Genomic DNA, 19741 nt, shown 5'->3' with positions numbered 1-19741 from the left:
AACGAGGACGTGTTCTACCGCATGGCGTCCGCTGCCAGGCTTGCCCGCTCGAGCATGGAGGCGTCCTCGCCGAAGGCGCGGGTGGCGCGGGCCGCCGCCTCGAGCAGCGGACGCTTCATACGCTGCAGAAATGCCGCATCGACGCGCGTGCTTGGTCCAGCCAGGGTCAAGGCGCCGAGCAGGACGCCCCCCGGCCCGAACACCGGCGCCGACACGCCCCCCGTCTCGGGATCGCGGTCGCCGACGGCGAGACAGTTGCAGGTCTTGCGGATGGTCTCGTAGGGTTCGCCCTGCTGGCCCGAAAACGCTGCGAGCACGCGGCCGCCCGAGCCGAGCAGCAAAGGCAATACGTCGCCTTCGCGTATCGTGTAGCGGATCGGGTGCTTGGATTCGACGCGGTAAAGACAGGTGCGGACGTCACCCGAGCGAACGTAGAAGGCAACGCTCTCCCAGCTTCGCTCGGAAAGATCGCGCATGATCGGCAGCAGGATATCGACCGCCACGACCGAACGCTGGTAGAGCGCACCGAGCCGAAAGGTCGCGGGTCCGACGCGGTAGCGCCCATTGTCGAGGCGCTCGAGCAATCGTCCGCGCATAAGGGAATTCGCAAGCCGCAGGATGGTGCTCTTGTAGAGGCCGGTGCGCGCCGCGATTTCGGCCAGGCTGAGCGACCGGTCATCCGTGGTGAAGGCATCGAGGATGGCAATGGCCCGATCAAGCGCGGCAACACCGTCCGCCGAGGTGCGATCTATTTCCCCATCTGCCGATTTGCGTGGCGAGTCCATGGCGGTTCCAGTTTGAAGAAAGCCGAGCGACGCGACTGTGTCGCGCCACCATATCGTTCTGTCCAGTAGAATATCGTTTCCGTTGACAGAACTCCGTAACATCTGCTTGAAATCGATGACGGGTCTGGATGCAGGCGCGTTTTGGCGGGCACCGGAGGAGGTGTCGTGATTTGGAGGAATCCCCATGCTGAACAGACGCAGATTTTTGATGAGCACCGCAGCCGTGGGCGCCGGGCTGATGACGTCGCATCTTTCTCCCGCTTTCGCCGAAGGCGCGCCCCAGATACAGCTCTTCGTGCCTGCCGCACCCGGTGGCGGCTGGGACCAGACGGCGCGCACGATCGACCAGGTGCTGCGCAGTGAAAAGCTGATCTCGGGTTCGCAGATCACCAATGTCGGCGGCGCCGGCGGCACTGTCGGGCTGCCGCAATTCATCAGCCAGTGGAACGGCAAAGGCAATTCCCTGATGGTTGCCGGCATGGTCATGGTTGGCGCCATCATCGCCAACAAGGCCGCGAACAATCTGACGCAAGTCACCCCGATCGCCCGCCTCACCGGCGAGTTCGAGGCCTTGGTCGTGCCGGCGGAGTCGCCGTTCAAGACGGCCGCTGATTTCGTCGCCGCGCTCAAGGCCGATCCGACAAAGGTTCCTGTCGCCGGCGGCTCGGCAGGCGGTTCCGATCACATCCTGTTCGGCTTGATTGCCAAGACCGTCGGCGTGCCGGCGACTAACCTGTCCTACGTGCCGTTCGCCGGCGGCGGTGAGGCGTTGTCGGCGCTGCTCGGCAACCAGGTCGCGGCTGGCATCTCCGGCTTTGGCGAGTTCTCCGAGCAGGTCAAGGCGGGCGCGCTCAGGCTGCTCGCGATCTCGGCAGACAAGCGCCAGGACGGCATCGATGCGCCGACGCTGAAGGAGGCCGGCATCGATGTCGAGCTGTTCAACTGGCGCGGCGTCTTCGCACCGCCCGGCGTTTCCGACGCCGACAAGGCGGCGATGGTCACAATGATCGAGACCATGGCCAAGAGCGATGCATGGGCAACCGAGTGCAAAAACCGCAACTGGACGCCCATCCTTTTGACTGGCGACGACTACGCAAAATTCCTCACCGAGGACACGGCCCGCATCACCGCGATCCTCAAGGATCTCGGCCTCGCCTGATGTTTTCAGGGGGCGGTTAGAGTGCCGCCCCCTTCCCATCTCGCCTGCCGCATGGACATATGATGCGGCGAAACTGCGGATGCGGCCGGCTGGAGGATGCCGGACACCTTGGGAGGATACCGATGAGCACCAGCGACCAGCAGGCGGCGCCGTGGCGCCTTGCCGTGCCGGAATTGTTGATAGGCATCGGGCTCCTGGCCTGCGCCGGCGCCGTCGCCTGGCAGACGCTGGCAATCCCGGTGTCGCCGCTCTACTCCAAGGTCGGCCCGACCGTCTTTCCCTACCTCACCATGTTCGGCCTGGTGGTTCTTTCGCTGTTGCTCATCCTCGCTGCCTTGCGCGGCGGCTGGCAGCCGGAGGAGGAAAAGGAGACGCCGACCGACTGGAAGGCGATGGGCTTCGTCGTCATCGGCCTGATCGCCAATCTGCTGCTCATCCGACCGCTCGGCTTCACGGCGGCATCCGTCATCATGTTCGTGCTCGTCTGCTACGGCTTCGGCAGCAAGCGCACACTGCGTGACGCAGTGCTCGGCCTGATCCTGGCGCTGGCCGCCTATTTCGGCTTCGCCAGGGCGCTTGGCGTCAACATCGGTGCCGGTTTCATCGAGAACCAGCTGAACACGGTCATCGATGCATTCATCACCATGTTGAGGGGCTGACGCCATGGAAACGCTCGGACATCTCGCACATGGCTTCTCGGTCGCCTTCACCCCGGTCAACCTTCTGTGGTGCCTGCTTGGCACCACGCTTGGCACCGCCATCGGCGTGCTGCCCGGTCTTGGGCCGGCACTGACCATCGCGCTGCTTTTGCCGATCACCTATCAGGTGGCGCCGGAAGCGTCCTTCATTCTGTTTGCCGGCATCTACTACGGCGCCATGTATGGTGGTTCGACGACGTCGATCCTGCTCAACACGCCCGGCGAAAGCGCCACCATCGTCACCGCCCTGGAAGGCAACAGGATGGCGCGGTCCGGCCGTGGCGGCGCGGCACTTGCCACCTCGGCGATCGGCTCCTTCGTCGCCGGCACGCTCGGCACGCTCGGCGTCGCCTTCCTGGCGCCTGTGGTGGTCAAATTCGCCCTGGCCTTCGGCCCGGCCGAGTATTTTTCGCTGATGGTGCTGGCCTTCATCACCGTTTCGGCCGTGCTTGGCTCGTCCTCGGTGCGCGGGCTCACCAGCCTGTTTGCCGGCTTCGTCATCGGCATGATCGGCGTCGACCTGCAGACCGGCCAGCCGCGCTTCACCTTCGGCTCGACCGAACTGCTTGATGGCGTCGATGTCATCATTGCCGCGGTCGGCCTGTTTGCCGTCGGCGAGACGCTCTACATGGCTTCGCGCCGCTATGCCGGGAAGGACGAGATCGTGCCGCTGAAGGGCTCGCTTTACATGACGGCGGCCGAGTGGGGGCGTTCGTGGAAACCCTGGCTGCGCGGCGCCGCGATCGGCTTCCCGATCGGCGCCATGCCGGCCGGCGGCGCCGAAATCCCGACCTTCCTGTCCTATGCCATCGAAAAGAAGCTGTCGAAGCACAAGGAGGAGTTCGGCACGGTCGGCGCCATCGAGGGCGTCGCCGGCCCCGAGGCCGCCAACAATGCCTCCGCAGCCGGCGTGCTGGTGCCGATGCTGACGCTTGGCCTGCCGACCTCGGCGACGGCGGCGATCATGCTGTCGGCCTTCCAGAGCTACGGCATAAACCCCGGACCGCTGCTTCTCACGACCCAGGGCGACCTCGTCTGGGGATTGATCGCCAGCCTGTTCATCGCCAACGTCATCCTGGTCATCCTCAACCTGCCGCTGATCGGCCTGTGGGTGCGGCTGCTGAAAATCCCGGCGCCGCAGCTCTATGCCGGCATCCTGGTGTTCGCCACGGTCGGCACCTATGGCATTTCGCAATCGCCCATCGACCTCGTCATCCTCTATCTGCTGGGGGCGGCCGGTTTCCTGATGCGGCGCTTCGATTTCCCGACCGCGCCCGTCATTATCGGTATGATCCTTGGGCCGCTCGCCGAAACCCAGTTCCGCCGGGCGATGACCATCTCGAATGGCGACTGGTCGGTGTTTTACACCCACAAGCTGTCGCTGACGCTGCTGACGCTCGCCTTCATCGGCCTCGCCGGGCCGCATATCTGGGCCTTCATCGAGCATCGGCGTCGGCGCGGACCGGAGCATGTGCCCGGCGATGCCTGATCGATCCATGAAGCCATGACAGAACTGCTTTCCGGTATCCGCGTCCTCGACCTGACCAATGTCCTGGCCGGTCCCTACTGTGCCTATCAGCTGGCGCTGCTTGGTGCCGACGTGATCAAGGTCGAGGCGCCGCAAGGCGGCGACCTGGCCCGCCAGCTCGGCGGTTCGCCAGAGCTCAACAGCGCCGGCATGGGCGCCTCGTTCCTGGCGCAGAACGCCGGCAAACGGTCGGTTGTGCTCGACCTCAAGAAGCAAGCCGATCGCGAGCGCTTTTTCGATCTGGTGGCCAGCGCCGACGCACTGGTGGAGAATTTCCGCCCCGGCGTGATGGATCGGCTCGGCCTTGGCTACGAGGCGCTGAAGGCGGTTCGTCCCGGCCTCGTCTATTGCGCGATATCGGGCTTCGGCCAGACCGGGCCGATGCGCGACAATCCCGCCTATGACCAGATCATCCAGGGCCTGTCTGGGATCATGAGCATCACCGGCACACCGGAAACGGCGCCGCTGCGGGTCGGCTATCCCGTGGCCGACACGCTTGGCGGACTGGTCGGCGCGTTCGCCATTACCTCGGCGCTGCTGCGGCAGAAGACGAGCGGCGAGGGTGCCTTTCTCGACGTCTCGATGCTCGAATGCACACTTTCCGCACTTGGCTGGCCGGTTTCCAATTATCTGACCGCAGGTATCGACCCCAAGCCGATGGGCAATGAGAACATGACGGCGGCACCCTCCGGTGCGTTTCGCACCGGCGACGGGCTCATCAACATCGCCGCCAACAAGCAGGAGCAGTTCGTGGCGCTGTGCCGGCTGATCGGCCGGCCGGAACTGGCTTCCGATACCCGCTTTGCCGAGCGCGAGACGCGCAAGCGCAACCGTGCGGCGCTTAAAGTCGAGATCGAGGACGCCCTGGCGGGCGCGCCGGCCGCGGCCTGGGAAGAGATGCTCAATCGCGCCGGCGTGCCTGCCGGCAGGGTGCTGACGATCCCGCAAGTGCTGGCCGAGCCGCAAGTCCTCGAACGCCAGGTGACCGCGAATTTCGACGATGTGGCTGGCATGGACAAGCCGCTGACCGTTCTGCGCGGCGGCTTCTTGGTCGATGGCGAGGCGCCCTTGCCGACAAAGCCGCCGCCGGCGCTCGGCGAACATATGGGCGAGGTGTTCGCCGACCTGCCACCCCGCGCCAAGACAAAGGCACGAGCATGAGCGGCACGGAGAAGAAGACTGGCCGTGAGCGCGGCGAGGAATGGTGGCAGACCGATATCATCGAGATGCGGCCTGGTGTCATCCGGCTGCGCGGCTACGAGATCCAGGATCTGATCGGCCGCGTCAGCTTCCCGGCTGTCATCTGGCTGATGCTGCGCGGCGAACTGCCCAGCGAGGACCAAGCCGAGTTGCTCGGCATTGCCTTGGCTGCCGCCGTCGACCACGGACCGCAGGCGCCATCGATCGCCATCGCCCGCATGGCTGCAACCTGCGGCGTCGGTATCAACAGCGCCATGGCCTCGGCCATCAACGTTCTCGGCGACGTGCACGGTGGCGCCGGCGAGCAGGCGCTTTCCTTCTATGGTGACATTGCTGGGGCGATCGATGCCGGGATGACGCCGAATGAAGCGGTCTCGGCGCGGCTCGACCGGTTCTTCGCCGAGGAGAAGGGCTATGTGCCGGGGCTCGGACATCGCTTCCATCCTGTCGACCCGCGCGCGCCGCGGCTGCTGGAACTGACCCGCGAATTTGCCGTGCGCGGTGCCGTCAATGGACGTTTCGCCGACATTGCAGAAGCGATCGAGGCTGACGTCGCGCGACGCAGGGGGAAAAAAATACCGCTCAACATCGATGGCGCAACCGCCGTCATCTATGGCGAACTCGGTTTCCCGCCGCCGCTGACGCGAGGGCTTTTCGTGCTGTCGCGCTCGGTCGGCATCCTGGCGCATGCCTGGGAGCAGTCGCAGCAGGCCGAGCGAAACAAAGGGCCGCTGCCGCGCGAGTGGCTGTGGGCCTATACCGGCACGCCGGTGCGGCCGTTTCCCGAAAGCGATGAGCCCGGCGAGTGAGGCTTTACGCCTGGTCCACCGGCACAGGCTGAGGGATCTTCAGTGTCTTCACCAGCGTTGAAAGATCCGGCTCGTCGATGAGCATGGCCGCATCGGCTGGCGCCAGCCAGGCCCGCTGGCGTCGTTTGGCTTCCTGCCAGTCGGCCAGTTCCTCGCTTACCTCGAGCAGATAGACGATGACGTCGACGCGGACAAAGCGATTGGCCAGCCGCTTCCAGTAGGAATAGGTGCCCGCCGGCTGCTTCAGCGTCTTGCCGAGCACGCCGGCTTCCTCCTGCGCCTCGATGGTGGCCGCCTTGCGTCCGCTCTTGCCCTTCATCGGCCAGCCCTTGGGGACGATGAAGCGCCTGGTGGTACGCGACGTGACCAGCATAACCTCGATGTCGCCGTGCGGGGTCAGCCGAAAGGGAATAGCCGCCACCTGGCGGATCCTCTCGCCCTTCTTTGCCTTGCGTACGGCCTTCTTCTTGGTGGCTGCCATTCGTCAATCCAGTCGATGCAATGCCGCATAGCCCGACAAGGCGTCGTTGCAAAACCAAAACTTTCGAATGTGCCGAAAGACACTCGAAATACATAAGTCGGCTAAATAAACGAAAAAGGCCTTGATGTCAGCGACAATTGCTCACGGCGGTGGTGCCGATTATCTGGGTTTGGCAGCTTGGCTTGAGCTGCTGCACGACCGGTGGCGGTTGCTGAACGATCTGGCGGTCCTGGGCGCGATTCTGCTGTTGTTGCTGCTGATATTGCTGCCGTTGTATCCTGTTTTGCAGGATTTGCAGGTCGTTCTGCCGGATCAGCGCATTGTTGCCGGTAGCGGAATTGAGCGCTTGCGCGGAAGCCGGCAGGCAAGCGCCCGCCAGCACTGCCGTGGCCAGCATTGCCACTGTGAAGGTCGTTGATGGCCGAAGTGCCGACATCCGCTCATTCCGCGCAAAGACTCTGTCCACTGATATAGGACGTTTGCGCGGCGATGCCATGGCCAGCGGGTCGAGGATCGCGAAATCGGGCAGTTCAATCGCTTTGTTCTGCGATTCCGGCCGCGAAACGGCAGATAGTCGTCATATGACGACTATGAAACGTCAGTGGCTTTGGTCAGTGTTCCCCACGTAAATTTTCGGTTTCATCCGGCATAAGTTAATGTATTCTAATTGAGCCAGAGCTCCGCAAGTGGGAATGCGGATGCTCTGTTTTAATGCATTGAACCTTATTGCGCAGTGCCGGCATCCTTATTGCAATTGCATGAGCAGAGCATAGCGGTGGCGTCGGACTCAAGCAGGCATTGAGGGCGCGCCCCCGTAAAACGGGGGGTAAGTGCATGGCTTTGTTTTTGAGGCGCGGTGGCTTTGCCATCAAACGCGCATTCGCGGTTTCGGGTTCCGGTATCGACGCTGCCAATGCCCATGTGGCAGAAGTATCCCAGCAAGCAGGGCTTGCCCGCCAAGCGCTGCCCGGCAGTTCGCCTTGTTCGCTTCGTGCGGCGCAAGCGTGGACTTTGTTTAAACTTGGACCGGCGGCATGTGCGCAAGAAGCGTCTGGCTCGGGTCGCCGTCGCCGGCCAGGTGTGATTGCCGGACGGTTCATGGTCCTCCTCGGCGCCACCGCGCTGGTGGGTTTTCCGCCGATACCGGCGGCGCATGCTCAGTTCGTCATAGACGAGAACGGCCCGGATGCTCCGGACAGGGGACCTGGTGGTTTTGACGCAGATGGTGATAATGGCGATCCCGGCGGATCGATTACAAATGCCACCCCTGGAGCCGTAAACAACACCCCGCAGATAAACGTCAACGCATCTGGATTTGGCGGCACTGCCAATGGCGGCGACGGCGGCGACGGCGGCGAAGGCCTGGCTGGAACGCCCATTGAAACCAATGGTGGTGAGGGCGGCAATGGCGGTGTTGGCGGATCCGTCGATGTTCTCAACAACGCCACGATTTCGACCATCGGCTCGGGCCATCATGGATTCATAGCTTCCGCGATCGGCGGCGATGGCGGCAGTGGCGGTGGCGCCCTTCCGGCGATCGCGAACCTCGGCGGCGACGCCGGAAGCGGCAACACCGGCGGCAGCGCCAACGCCGTTGCGTCTGGCACCAGCGATATCACGACGACGGGCGACTTCTCCTACGGCATCTTTTCCAACGCCAGCGGCGGCAATGGCGGCCAGGGCGGTGACAACATCGTCAGTCTCGGCGTCGATGCTGGTGACGGCGGTGATGGCGCTTCCGGCGGCACCGCATCGGCAAGCAACGCCGGCAAGGTGGAAACATCGGGATTGGCCTCTTATGGCATGCTGGTGCGGTCGGCAGGTGGTGTGGGTGGCAATGGCGCCGATGGCGTCGGGGTCGTCAGCGGCGGCGGCAACGGCGGCGGCGCCACTTTGGGCGGAAATGCCACGGGCAGCAATTCGGGCGGCATCATAACGCATGGTGATTTCGCCAGCGGCATGGCCGTGCAGTCGGTCGGCGGCGGCGGTGGTGGCGGAGGCGACGCCTTCGGCCTGTTCGGTGGCGGTGGCACCGGAGGCGCGGGCAATGATGGCGCCAATGCAACCGGTACCAACACTGGCAACATCACCACCGATGGTCGGGGTGCTATTGGCATGCTGGTCGAATCGGTCGGCGGCGGCGGCGGTGATGGCGGCGGGGCAGCCGGCATCGTATCGATCGGCGGCACAGCCGGCGGCGGCGGCAAAGGCGGAACTGTCATCGCCAATGTCGGCGGCACGATAACAACTGGCGCTGACGGCAGCGGCGATGGCGCGCATGGCGTGCTGGCTCAGTCGGTCGGTGGTGGTGGCGGCAATGGCGGCTTTGCCCTGTCGGTCGCCCCGGCAGTCGCTGTCGCGGTCGGCGGCGGCGGCGGAACCGGCGGCAATGCCGGAGCCGTCAACGTCAACCAGGCCGCGACCGGTCCGACGGTCGACACCAACGGTCGTTCGGCCATTGGCATCCTCGCACAGTCGGTGGGTGGCGGCGGCGGCAATGGCGGTGGCGCCTTTGCGCTTGGCGGCATCGTGTCTGTTTCGGTCGGCGGCAGCGGCAGCGCGGCCGGCAACGGAGACGAGGTCACCTACAACATCGCAAACGCCAAGGTCACGACGCGCGGCACCGATTCCATCGGCATCCTCGCCCAGTCGGTGGGCGGCGGCGGCGGCAATGGCGGCTTCGCTCTCGGTGGCGCGGGTCTCGTGGCTGTCGGCGTCGGCGGCTCGGCTGGCTCAGGCGGCTTCGCCAGGAAAGTCGACGTCACCACCGGCGGCTCGGTCGAAACCCTGCAGGACCGGTCGGGAGGCATCGTCGTCCAATCGCTTGGCGGCGGCGGCGGCAATGGCGGCTTTGTCGTGGAAGGCGCCCTCTTCGGAGCGAGCGTTGGAATCGGCGGCAAGGGCAGCGGCGGCGGCGATGGCGGCGACGTGTTCTTCCGCACCGCCAATGGCGGCCAGCAATCGATCATCACGCGCGGCACCGACTCGATCGGCCTCGTCGTACAGTCGGTCGGCGGCGGTGGCGGCAATGGCGGCTTCGTCGGCACGTTTGGCGCGATCGCCAATCTGGGCATCGGTGGCGGCGGCGGCGCGGCAGGCGCGGGCAAGGCAGTCGATGCGACCTATAATGGCTCGGTCGAGACCTTCAAGGAAAGGTCGGCCGGTATCATCGTGCAATCGATCGGCGGCGGCGGCGGCAATGGCGGCGGGGTCATCGGTGTCGGCCTTGGCCTGACCGTCGGCATCGGCGGCAGTGGCGCCGGCGGCGGCGCCGCGGGTAAGGTCGTCTACAACTCCACCACCTCGAATATCACAACCCACGGCGCCGACTCCGCTGGCCTGATCGTTCAATCGATCGGCGGCGGCGGCGGCAATGGCGGCTTTTCCTTCAATGGCGCTATCGCTGCGACCATCGGCATCGGCGGCAAAGGCGGAGCGGCCGGCGAGGCCGAGACGGTCAGGGCCACAATTGGTGGCGGCTTGATCCATACGATCGGCGATCGCTCGACGGGCATTGTCGCGCAATCCATCGGCGGTGGCGGCGGCACCGGCGGCGGTTCCGCAGGGCTGAACCTGGGCCTCGGCATCGGGATCGGTGGCAAGGGCGCCGGCGGTGGCGGCGGCAAGACCGTTGATGTCATCAATGGCGCCGTCGTGCAGACCGAAGGCGTCCACTCGCACGGCATCATGGCGCAGTCGGTCGGCGGCGGCGGCGGCTCCGGCGGCTTTGCGGTGACGGTTGGCGGGCCTTCCTTCTCGCTCGGCGGCAATGGCAGTTCCGGTGGTGGCAGCCAGAAAGTCTATGTCGAAAATACGGCTCGGATCACCACTGACAGGGACCTCTCGATCGGCATCTTCGCGCAGTCGGTCGGTGGTTCAGGTGGTGATGGAGGCCTGGCGGGCGCCGGTGGCGCCTTTGCGGCTGTCGCTGTCGGTGGTCAGGGCGGCGCTGGCGGGGCAGGTGGCCAGGTCGAGGTCAAAAACACCGCAAACATAACCACCAAAGGCGCGCTCGCGCATGGCATCCTGGCGCAATCGGTCGGCGGTGGCGGCGGTAATGGCGGTAGCGCCGGCGCGGTCGCGGTCGGTGTATTCGGTGCAGTTGGCGTCGCGATCGGCGGCGGAGGCGGGGATGCGAACCTGAGCGATCAGGTCACCGTCACGCACAAGGGCGACATCCATGTCGGAGGCGCGGGCGCCAAAGCCATCCTGGCGCAATCGGTCGGCGGCAGCGGCGGCAATGGCGGCAACGCCTATTCCGGAGCTTTCAGTGCGGGTTTCTACGCATCGGCAGCGGTCGGCGTTTCGGTTGGCGGCGAGGGCGGCGATGGCGGCCCTGGTGGCAAGGTTACGGTCAGGGCGGACGGCAACATCATCGCCGACACCGACGCGGTCGGCTCGGGCGGCATCGTGGCACAGTCGATTGGCGGCGGCGGCGGCAATGGCGGCCGTGCGGCCACGATGGCCGGCTCGGTCAGCAACGGCGTCAATGTCAGCCTCGGCGTTACTGTCGGCGGCTGGGGTGGCGACGGTGGCCGCAGCGATCTGGTGATCGTCGATACCGGCCTCAGCGGCGGCGGCAGCATCGTCACCAAGGGTTACCAGGCTGGCGGTATTCTTGCCCAGTCGGTTGCGGGCAGCGGCGGCAATGGCGGCGATTCCTGGGCTGCGGCTGGCGGCTATGGCGTCAATGTCAGCGTCAACGCCACGGTGAGCATCGGCGGCGGCGGCGGCGACGGCAATGTCAGCGACGATGTGCTCGTCCACAATGCCATGACGGTGCAGACGGATGGCGACATGAGCGCGGCGATCCTTGCGCAGTCGATCGGCGGCGGCGGCGGCAATGGCGGCTCGACCAACGGTGCGACCGCCGATCTGGGCGGCGGCCAAGGCGTCAACGTTGCGGCCAATGTAACCGTCGGCGGCGGTGGCGGCACCGGCAATATCTCCGGCGCGGTCGACGTGATCAACACCGGCAATTTGACGACCAAGGGCGATTTCTCCTCGGGCATCGTCGCGCAATCGCTGGGCGGCGGCGGCGGCATGGGCGGATCGAGCAACGCCAAGGCGTTCCACCTTGGCGGCACCAGCGAGACGAGTGTCACCGTCAATGTCGGCATTGGCGGTTCGGGCGGCTCCGGCAACGATGCGGCGTTGTTCCGCCTGGATGACGGCAACAACGTCATCGGCGCCGGCGTGCATGTCGACAATTCCGGGGTAATCCGGACCCAGGGCTTCAACTCCATCGGTATCCTGGCGATGTCGGTCGGCGGCGGCGGCGGCGGCGGCGGCGCGGCTTCGACCGACGAGGAGATCGTTGGCGGAGGCAGCGAAGGCGAGACGTCCGTCGGCATCGGCGCGGCGATCGGCCTCGCCGCGGGCGGCGCCGGCAATGGCGGCACGGTCTCTGTAACCAACCGGAGCCTGATCGTGACCGACGGCGCCGATTCGTATGGTATCAGCGCCAACTCGATCGGCGGCGGTGGTGGTGTCGGCGGCTCGGCGACATCGGGCGTATTGGGTAAATATGCGATCGGTGGCGCGCTTGGCGGGGCGGGCGGCGGCGGTGGCAGCGCTTTCCAGGTCGACGTCTTCAATCTCGCCACGGCCGGCATCTGGACCCAGCAGGAGCGTTCCATCGGCATCTTCGCACAGTCGGTGGGCGGCGGCGGTGGCGCCGGTGGCGCCGGCGAAAGCACCGGTCATACCGATGAATCGGAAGTCAGTGTCAACCTGTCACTGGGCGGGTCCGGCAACGTTGGCGGTAATGGCGGCAAGGTCAATGTCGAAAACAGCGGCTGGATCCAGACCGAGAAGGCCTATTCGCACGGCATACTGGCGCAGTCGATCGGCGGCAGCGGCGGCGTCGGCGGCGCTTCGGGCACCTCGGCCAAGGACTCCAATGTGGCCATAACCTTGAGCCTCGGCGGCGCCGGCGGCACCGGCGGCAAGAGCGGCGAAACCGTTCATGTGACTAATTTCGGGTCGGGCGAGATCCTGACCAAGGGCGATAATTCACACGGCATCTTCGCGCAATCGGTGGGCGGTGGCGGTGGCGCGGCGGGCGCCGGCTCGACCGAGACAGGCAGCGCGGAAACGTCGGTGACGCTGGCGATCGGCGGGCTGGGCGGCGGGGGCAGCAGCGGTGGCGAAGTAATCGTCGACAATCATGGCAAGATCACCACGCTCGGCTATCTTTCGCACGGCATTTTCGCGCAATCGGTAGGCGGTGGCGGCGGTGCTTCAGGTGCCGCGGCCAACGCTTCGGAGGCCGACATGACGATCGGCGGCGCGATTTCTCTGCCGAGCGGCGACGGCTCCAATGGCGGCCATGTCACGGTCAACAATGACGGCATCATCGAAACCTGGAAGGATGGGGCGCTCGGCATCTTCGCCCAGTCCGTCGGCGGCGGCGGCGGCTATGGTGGCGTGGTATCGGCCGACACGGCGGGAGACGATTCGGTCGCGCTGCAGCTTGGCGGCTTCGGCGGCAATGGCGGCAATGGTGGCAAGGTCGATGTCACGGTTTCCGGCATCATCATCACCCATGGCGAGCGCGCGCATGGCGTGGTCGCGCAATCGGTCGGCGGCGGTGGCGGCTATGGCGGCGACGCCAAGGGCAAGAGCTCGAATGCGTTGGCCATTGGCGGTCTCGGCGGCAATGGCGGCGATGGCGGCGATGTTACCGTCATCCGCACCGGCACGATCACGACGACGGGCAAGGATTCCATCGCCATCATCGCGCAGTCGGTCGGTGGTGGCGGTGGCATCGGTGGTGCCGGTTTCGGCCGCTTTGGCGCCGACGACGACGGCGGCGGGCCGAATGCCATCGGCTTCAACACGCCTGGTGGCACCAAGGGCACCGGCGGCAAGGTTACCATCATCCAGTCCGGCGCCATTGAGACCGATGGCGACCGTGGCCACGGCATCGTTGCCCAGGCGGTCGGCGGTGGCGGTGGCGCTGGCGGCATGGATTCGCTGGCCATGGGCCAGTCGGCGGCCGGCTCGCAAGGTGGTATCGGCGACGCTGCGGCGTCGGCCGCAAGCACGGACAGCCAAGTCTGGGTCAAGGGCGCAAGTTCGTATGCGATGTTCGGCCAGAGCGCGACAGGCGACGGCAATGCCCATGCGGTCGATCTGACGGCGGGTGACAGCCTCTTCGCGCAAGGTGCGGATTCCGTGGCTGTCTATGGCGAGAGCACGGCCAAGGGCGCCAAGGGCAACATCACCATCAACCTGAATGGCCAGTACACGATCGGCGGTGCCGGAACCGGCGTGGCGGCGATGCTTGTCGGCGGTGCCGACAACAATCTGATCAATCACAGCCTGCTCTATGCAATGGGCGCAACGCCGAGCTTCACCATCCAGGCGTCGCAATTCCAGGCATTCCAAGCCTTCCTGTTGGCGCCCGGTCCCGTCGTGCCGACGAATGCGATCCTGGAATCGCTTCTGGACGATTTCAGCCCACTGGCTATCACCGGCACATCGGGCGATGACCATGTGGAGAATTCGAAGATTGCCGACACGCTCGGGCGGGTGATCGGCAACATCGATCTCGGCGGCGGCACCAACAGCTTCCACAATATCGCCGACGCCTCCATGGTCGGCCTCAAGACCATCGATCTCGGCGGCGGCAAGTTCACCAATGACGGGCTGTTCACCAACCAGGGCATCGGCGTCGTGGCCAAGGTGGATGTCACAGGCGGCTTCACGCAGATATTCTCGGGCGACTTCGTCACCGACGTCGATCTCAACAACCAGATCACGGATGCCCTGGCGCTGAGCGCGGCCGGCGACTTCGACGGCGAGGCGCCGCTGAACTTCCTGTCGATCGACAAGCTGTTCACCGAATATGTGCTGGCCAAGGGTTCGGCGATGACCGATTCCGGCATCACCCCGACGACGCTGCATCCGGCGGTCGGCTTCAATTTCCTGACCAAGGTGGTCGGTGGAACGGATCTGGTTCTCTACGCCGACAATCCGACCTTCCTGGAGTTGGCACAGGATCCGAACTCCGGCACGACCGATCCCGGTGTCTTCCAGATGGCGCAGTATCTCGACGATGTCGAGGCTTCATCGAGCCCGGACAATCCGATGGCGCTTCTGATCAACATGCTGCGCTTCCTGCCCGATGAAATGGAGCTCGGCGCGGCCCTGACGCGGCTGACGCCGCACTATGCCGTGCACACATTCGAGATGATCAACCGCTCCACCGACATCATGCTGGAGACGGCGCGCGAATGCACCGGGGTTCCGGCCTACAAGAACCCCGACGGCCGCTGTGTCTGGGCATCGATCAGTCCGCAGGCCGAATACAGCCGCGACGCGGGTGCCGGAACCACCAGCCGAGACGACGTCATGAAGACGATGTCGCTTGGCGGCATTGGCGAGGTCAGTCAGCACTGGTCGCTTGGCGCAACGATAGGCCGGACCGAATTCGACTCGAAAATCGATTTCAACGGCGAGCTTCTGTCGGCGACGAGAGGCGAATCCTGGCAGGCCTATGCGCTGGCGAAATATGCCGACAAGAACTACTTCATCGACTTTGCGCTCGGCGGCGGCACCGGCTCCTTCAAGGGCGAGCGCGATACGCACCTCGATCAGGTGGCCTTCATTCCTGGCGAAACGCTGGTCGGCGACTATCTGCCGGAGGAATTGCTGCCCGGCATCGGCAACAGCGTCACCTACACGCAGAAAACCGCCCAGTTCGGCGGTTCGGCGCGGCTCGGCATAACGCAGGAGATGGGTGCTTTCTACCTGCAGCCGACCCTGCAGTTCGACGCGCGCTGGCTGCGTGTTTCCGGCACGGAAGCGGGCTCGGTTGCCGCCTTCAACTTCGACGGCAGCGCCAACATGTATTATTCGGCGACGCCGGCTTTCGAGATCGGTACCGACATTGCACTCAGCGACATTGCCAGCCTTCGCGTCTACGGCAAGGCTGGCGTGGAGTTTTCCAACAAGGAGTGGGAAATCGAAGGTCGCTTCGCGGCGGCGGAGAATCTGCCTGGCAACCCCGCATTGCACTTGACGGAGGCTGTCGATTCGCCGCTCTATCGGGTCGGCGCCGGCCTTGAGCTGAATGGCGTCAATGGCGTCGGCATGTCCGTCAGATATAATGGCGCCTTCGGCGAAACGGTTAAACAGAACGCGATCAGCGCGTCTCTCAAGGTCAGCTTCTAGCTGGCCCGAGGCGGAGCCGGGGCGGGAGGGATCTTGATGAGGAAGTACGCGTATTTCGTGGCGATGCTGGGTGTTGCCTGCACCGTCGGTGTGCCGGCCGTGGCGGCGCAAACCAAGACCGACAAGGCGGTCGCTGCACCCGCTGCCGCCAATGCGCCGCAGTTGCCCGGCGGCGCGTCGGCACTGTCCGAAACCCATGGCGACTGGACGGTCAATTGCCAGATATCGGGCACGGCCAAGACCTGCAGCCTGTCGCATCAGCAATTCAACAAGCAAAACAATCAGCGCCTGCTGGCGATCGAGCTGTCGAGCAAGACCGGCGAGGATGCCACGGGAACGCTTGCGCTGCCGTTCGGCCTGGCGCTGGCCAAGGGAGTGAGCCTGACCATCGACGATCAGAAGCTTGACGGCAGCCTGGCATTCAACACCTGCCAGGTCGTCGGCTGTCTGGTGCCGGTGGTGTTCGATGCGACTGTCACGCCGCTGCTGAAATCAGGCACCACCCTGAAGATCGACGCTTTCGCGGCAGACACCGGACAAGCGGTGAGCTTTTCCATTCCGCTCAACGGCTTCGCCGGCGCGCTTGCCCGGACCGCGCAGCTTTTGACCAATTGATGTAGAGCCGCAGGACTTGAAGCGCGCCGCCTGAATGCCGTTCCGTGGCAGGGGCGGTGTGTCACTGCAGCAGAACGTCTTTCAGCTCAAACGACGATCGTTTTAAGCCTTTCGGCGATCAAGGCGGCGAGCCGCGCCGCCACATCGTCCTTGCTCATCTCCGGCCATTCCTCGACGCCAGCCTTTGACACGATCCGCACCCGGTTGCGATCGCCGCCCATCACGCCCGAAGAACCGACGCCGCTTCCCTGCGACACGTCGTTGGCGACGATGAGATCGGCGCCTTTCTTCTTGAGCTTGGCCTCCGCGTTGCGCAGGAGATCCCGTGTCTCGGCGGCGAAGCCGATAACCAGGCCGGGTCGCTGGCTGTGATGGCCGACGCCGGCGAGAATGTCTGGATTCTCGACCATGCGCAGCACCGGCGGACCTTCGCCCGCGACCTTCTTGATCTTCTCACCGGCCGAGTTCTCGGTGCGCCAGTCGGCCACGGCGGCGACGAACACCGCCGCGTCTGCGGGAAGGAGCTGTTCCACCGCGTCGCGCATCTCTTGCGCACGTTCGACATGGATGGTCTTCACGCCTGCCGGATCGGCGATGCCGACAGGGCCGGAGACGAGGTGCACATCGGCACCGAGCCTGGCCAATGCTGCCGCGATGGCATGACCCTGCTTGCCGGACGAACGGTTGGCGATGTAGCGCACCGGGTCGATCGGCTCATGCGTCGGGCCGGAGGTGACGATGATCTTGCGTCCCGACAGCGGCTTCGGGCCGACATCGAGCAGCGCCTCGATCGCGGCGACGATCTCCAGCGGTTCGGCCATCCGGCCTTCGCCCGCCTCATTGCTTTCGGCCATCTCGCCCTTGGCCGGACCAACGAAGGTGACGCCGTCCTTCTGCAGCGTCGCGCGGTTGCGGCGGGTGGCCGGATGCGCCCACATCCTCGGGTTCATGGCCGGCGCTATCAGCACCGGCTTGTCGGTGGCGATGAGCACCGTGGAGGCCAGATCGTTGGCGTGTCCATTGGCGAGCTTGGCCATCAGGTCGGCGGTGGCTGGCGCCACCACCAGTAGGTCGGCCTCGCGCGACAACCTGATGTGGCCGACATCGTGCTCGTTCTGGCGGTCGAACAGTTCGGTAAAGACATGGTCGGCGGAGAGCGCGCCGGCCGACAGCGTGGTGATGAATTCCTGCGCGGCCGATGTCATGAGCACCCGAACCGCGGCCCCGCGCTCGCGCAGCCGGCGGATGAGATCCAACGCCTTGTAGGCGGCGATGCCGCCGCCGATGATGAGCAGGATGCGCTTGCCGGAGAGGCCGCGGGGCATGATTTTCCCTGCGACAACTGGGGTCGCCAAGCCGCGCGCGCTTGCCAGTTCGCGCAAGGTCTGTTCGATCTGGTCGATGCGGCCGGCCGAACCAAGCTGGCCTTCGACGGCAGCACGGATCATGACCCGCGCCTGTTCTTCCATGGAACGGTCGTTCTCTGCCGCCAGTCGGCGCAACAGCTCCTTGACCTCGTCGTCAAGGTTGCGGATGGTGATGCTCGCCATTTGATTGCACTCTGCTGCGATTGGTGAAGGCAATGATAGCAATGCGATCAGAATGCTGCAAGTTTGCGGCTCCCGGGGTCGAAGCAGCTCGGCGCTAGATGATCTTCCAGGCGATATAAACCAGCGTCAACGCAATCACCCAGAGTGCCCAGCGGCCGGAGCGGCTGTAGCGCGCCTCGGCCTTGCCGATGGCGTGGGCGGTGGTCTCGTCGAAGCGCAGGCCGTGCTCTGCCATCAGGTCGATCTCGCGCGACAGCCGGTCGGTGCGCGCCGCAAGCTCGGGCACCTGGCGGGCCAGCGTCAGCAGCGCCTTGGCGCCATCGCGTGCATCGATCATCATGCCACGCGGCCCAAGATTGCCTGATATCCAGTCGCCGACCACCGGCTCAGCCGTCTTCCACATGTTGAAGGCCGGGTCGAGCGTGCGCGCCACGCCCTCGACCACCACCATGGTCTTCTGCAGCAGGATCAATTCGGGCCGCGTCGCCATGTCGAAGAGCTCGGTGACCTCGAACAGCAGCGTCAGAAGCTTGGCCATCGAGATGGTCTCGGCCGGCTGGCCATGGATCGGCTCGCCGATCGCCCGGATCGCCTGCGCGAAGGCCGCGACATTGTGCTGGCGCGGCACATAGCCGGCCTCGAAATGCACCTCGGCGACGCGCAGATAGTCGCGCGTGATGAAGCCGTAGAGGATTTCGGCGAGGAAACGGCGCTCCTTCTTGCCGAGCCTGCCGGCAATGCCGAGATCGACGGCGACGATGGTGCCGTTCGCCTCGACGAAGAGGTTGCCCGGGTGCATGTCGGCGTGGAAGAACCCGTCGCGCAGCGTGTGGCGCAGGAACGACTGGATGAGATTGGCTGCGATCGCCTTCAGATCGTGGCCGGCGGCTTCCAGGCCGGCAATGTCGTTCATCTTGACGCCGTCGACCCACTCCATGGTCAACACGTCGCGGCCGGTGCGCTCCCAGTCGACGGACGGCACGCGAAAGCCGGGGTCCTCCCTGGTGCTTTCGCCGAGCTCCGAGAGAGCCGCCGCCTCAAGGCGAAGGTCCATCTCGATCTTGGTGGTCTGCGCCAGCGTCTGGGTGACCTCGACCGGCCGCAGCCGGCGTGACGAGGGGATGTATTTCTCCTGCAGGCGAGCGGCAAGGAAATAGCTTTCGAGATCCTGGAAGAAGCGGCGGCGCACGCCGGGCCGGATCACCTTGACCGCCACCTTGGTGGCAACGCCGTCATGCATGGCATCGGCGGCATGGACCTGGGCGATGGAGGCGGCGGCGACCGGGTCGCCGAATTGCGTATAGAGATCGCCGACCTTGCGCCCGAGCGAAGCCTCGATCGCCGCGATGGCCTCGGCCCGGGGGAAGGTGTGCATCTTGTCCTGCAACATGGCGAGATCGAGCGCCATGTCGTTGCCGACGACATCGGGCCGTGTCGCCAGGAACTGGCCGAGCTTGACGTAGGATGGACCGAGCCGGACGACCGCCTTGGCCAGCCGGTCGCTGCGCTCATAGGCCAGCGCGCGGCGGCGGGTGAACAGCCGCGCCATGCGCCATCCGAACTTCGGCAGGCCGGACAGTTCCTCACCCGGCAGAGCGGCGACGACACCCTCGCGGACCAGCACCCAGCCGGCCCTTACGAGCCGGAAACCTGCACTGACATTGCTCATGGCAGCGCCAACCCTGCCGGCTCTTTGAGCCGGCATAGCACACGTCGATTGTGAGAAATGCGGTCCG

General features: G+C 65.3%; 12 protein-coding genes. 7 read left to right on the top strand and 5 right to left on the bottom strand.

Features of this window, described 5'->3' with window-relative positions:
- Positions 1–14 precede the first annotated feature (14 nt).
- Positions 15–785 carry an IclR family transcriptional regulator gene (locus MESCI2_RS0117365; RefSeq protein ID WP_027037690.1) on the bottom strand — a complete coding sequence of 257 codons (771 nt, stop codon included), beginning with the start codon at positions 783–785 and terminating at the stop codon, positions 15–17.
- A 184-nt stretch (positions 786–969) separates the two neighbouring features.
- Between MESCI2_RS0117365 and MESCI2_RS0117360 the strand changes: the two genes are divergently transcribed.
- From MESCI2_RS0117360 to MESCI2_RS0117340, 5 genes are all read left to right on the top strand, one after another.
- Complete coding sequence (locus MESCI2_RS0117360; protein ID WP_027037689.1) at positions 970–1944, top strand: Bug family tripartite tricarboxylate transporter substrate binding protein; 975 nt, start codon at positions 970–972, stop codon at positions 1942–1944.
- A gap of 122 nt (positions 1945–2066) precedes the next feature.
- Complete coding sequence (locus tag MESCI2_RS0117355) at positions 2067–2603, top strand: tripartite tricarboxylate transporter TctB family protein (protein WP_027037688.1); 537 nt, start codon at positions 2067–2069, stop codon at positions 2601–2603.
- A gap of 4 nt (positions 2604–2607) precedes the next feature.
- A complete protein-coding gene (locus MESCI2_RS0117350) occupies positions 2608–4131 on the top strand; it encodes a tripartite tricarboxylate transporter permease (RefSeq protein WP_027037687.1) in 1524 nt (507 codons plus the stop codon).
- Positions 4132–4146: 15 nt separating this feature from the next.
- Positions 4147–5331, top strand: coding sequence for a CaiB/BaiF CoA transferase family protein (locus tag MESCI2_RS0117345; protein WP_027037686.1), 1185 nt, complete (start codon positions 4147–4149; stop codon positions 5329–5331).
- Positions 5328–6179, top strand: coding sequence for a citryl-CoA lyase (locus tag MESCI2_RS0117340; protein WP_027037685.1), 852 nt, complete (start codon positions 5328–5330; stop codon positions 6177–6179). Before MESCI2_RS0117345 ends, MESCI2_RS0117340 begins: the two co-directional genes overlap by 4 nt.
- Positions 6180–6183: 4 nt before the next feature.
- Here MESCI2_RS0117340 and MESCI2_RS0117335 read toward each other — a convergent pair whose 3' ends face one another.
- Positions 6184–6660 (bottom strand): NUDIX hydrolase, encoded by a 477-nt coding sequence (locus MESCI2_RS0117335; protein WP_027037684.1) that lies wholly within the window; start codon positions 6658–6660, stop codon positions 6184–6186.
- A 127-nt stretch (positions 6661–6787) separates the two neighbouring features.
- Complete coding sequence (locus MESCI2_RS0117330; protein ID WP_027037683.1) at positions 6788–7096, bottom strand: hypothetical protein; 309 nt, start codon at positions 7094–7096, stop codon at positions 6788–6790.
- 662 nt (positions 7097–7758) lie between these two features.
- Between MESCI2_RS0117330 and MESCI2_RS1000000139165 the strand changes: the two genes are divergently transcribed.
- Both MESCI2_RS1000000139165 and MESCI2_RS0117320 read left to right on the top strand, forming a co-directional pair.
- A complete protein-coding gene (locus tag MESCI2_RS1000000139165) occupies positions 7759–15840 on the top strand; it encodes an autotransporter outer membrane beta-barrel domain-containing protein (protein WP_210164814.1) in 8082 nt (2693 codons plus the stop codon).
- 36 nt (positions 15841–15876) lie between these two features.
- A complete protein-coding gene (locus MESCI2_RS0117320) occupies positions 15877–16455 on the top strand; it encodes an invasion associated locus B family protein (protein ID WP_027037681.1) in 579 nt (192 codons plus the stop codon).
- Positions 16456–16541: 86 nt separating this feature from the next.
- Here MESCI2_RS0117320 and coaBC read toward each other — a convergent pair whose 3' ends face one another.
- Together coaBC and ubiB are read right to left on the bottom strand one after the other, a co-directional pair.
- On the bottom strand, positions 16542–18005 hold the full coding sequence (gene coaBC / locus MESCI2_RS0117315; protein WP_027037680.1) for a bifunctional phosphopantothenoylcysteine decarboxylase/phosphopantothenate--cysteine ligase CoaBC: 1464 nt from the start codon (positions 18003–18005) through the stop codon (positions 16542–16544).
- 94 nt (positions 18006–18099) lie between these two features.
- On the bottom strand, positions 18100–19674 hold the full coding sequence (gene ubiB, locus MESCI2_RS0117310; RefSeq protein WP_027037679.1) for a 2-polyprenylphenol 6-hydroxylase: 1575 nt from the start codon (positions 19672–19674) through the stop codon (positions 18100–18102).
- Positions 19675–19741 lie beyond the last annotated feature (67 nt).

The sequence above is a fragment of the Mesorhizobium ciceri WSM4083 genome, from assembly GCF_000519305.1.
GTDB classification, from domain to species: domain Bacteria; phylum Pseudomonadota; class Alphaproteobacteria; order Rhizobiales; family Rhizobiaceae; genus Mesorhizobium; species Mesorhizobium ciceri_B.
The sequence above is the reverse complement of the archived record's forward strand: the minus strand, read 5'-3'. Positions and strand labels throughout refer to the sequence as shown.

What these genes read in the sequence shown, in the direction of transcription:
- MESCI2_RS0117365 (WP_027037690.1), bottom strand. Translation starts at nt 785, where the DNA reads ATGGACTCGCCACGCAAATCGGCAGATGGGGAAATAGATCGCACCTCG.
- MESCI2_RS0117360 (WP_027037689.1), top strand. Translation starts at nt 970, where the DNA reads ATGCTGAACAGACGCAGATTTTTGATGAGCACCGCAGCCGTGGGCGCC.
- MESCI2_RS0117355 (WP_027037688.1), top strand. Translation starts at nt 2,067, where the DNA reads ATGAGCACCAGCGACCAGCAGGCGGCGCCGTGGCGCCTTGCCGTGCCG.
- MESCI2_RS0117350 (WP_027037687.1), top strand. Translation starts at nt 2,608, where the DNA reads ATGGAAACGCTCGGACATCTCGCACATGGCTTCTCGGTCGCCTTCACC.
- MESCI2_RS0117345 (WP_027037686.1), top strand. Translation starts at nt 4,147, where the DNA reads ATGACAGAACTGCTTTCCGGTATCCGCGTCCTCGACCTGACCAATGTC.
- MESCI2_RS0117340 (WP_027037685.1), top strand. Translation starts at nt 5,328, where the DNA reads ATGAGCGGCACGGAGAAGAAGACTGGCCGTGAGCGCGGCGAGGAATGG.
- MESCI2_RS0117335 (WP_027037684.1), bottom strand. Translation starts at nt 6,660, where the DNA reads ATGGCAGCCACCAAGAAGAAGGCCGTACGCAAGGCAAAGAAGGGCGAG.
- MESCI2_RS0117330 (WP_027037683.1), bottom strand. Translation starts at nt 7,096, where the DNA reads ATGTCGGCACTTCGGCCATCAACGACCTTCACAGTGGCAATGCTGGCC.
- MESCI2_RS1000000139165 (WP_210164814.1), top strand. Translation starts at nt 7,759, where the DNA reads ATGGTCCTCCTCGGCGCCACCGCGCTGGTGGGTTTTCCGCCGATACCG.
- MESCI2_RS0117320 (WP_027037681.1), top strand. Translation starts at nt 15,877, where the DNA reads ATGAGGAAGTACGCGTATTTCGTGGCGATGCTGGGTGTTGCCTGCACC.
- coaBC (WP_027037680.1), bottom strand. Translation starts at nt 18,005, where the DNA reads ATGGCGAGCATCACCATCCGCAACCTTGACGACGAGGTCAAGGAGCTG.
- ubiB (WP_027037679.1), bottom strand. Translation starts at nt 19,674, where the DNA reads ATGAGCAATGTCAGTGCAGGTTTCCGGCTCGTAAGGGCCGGCTGGGTG.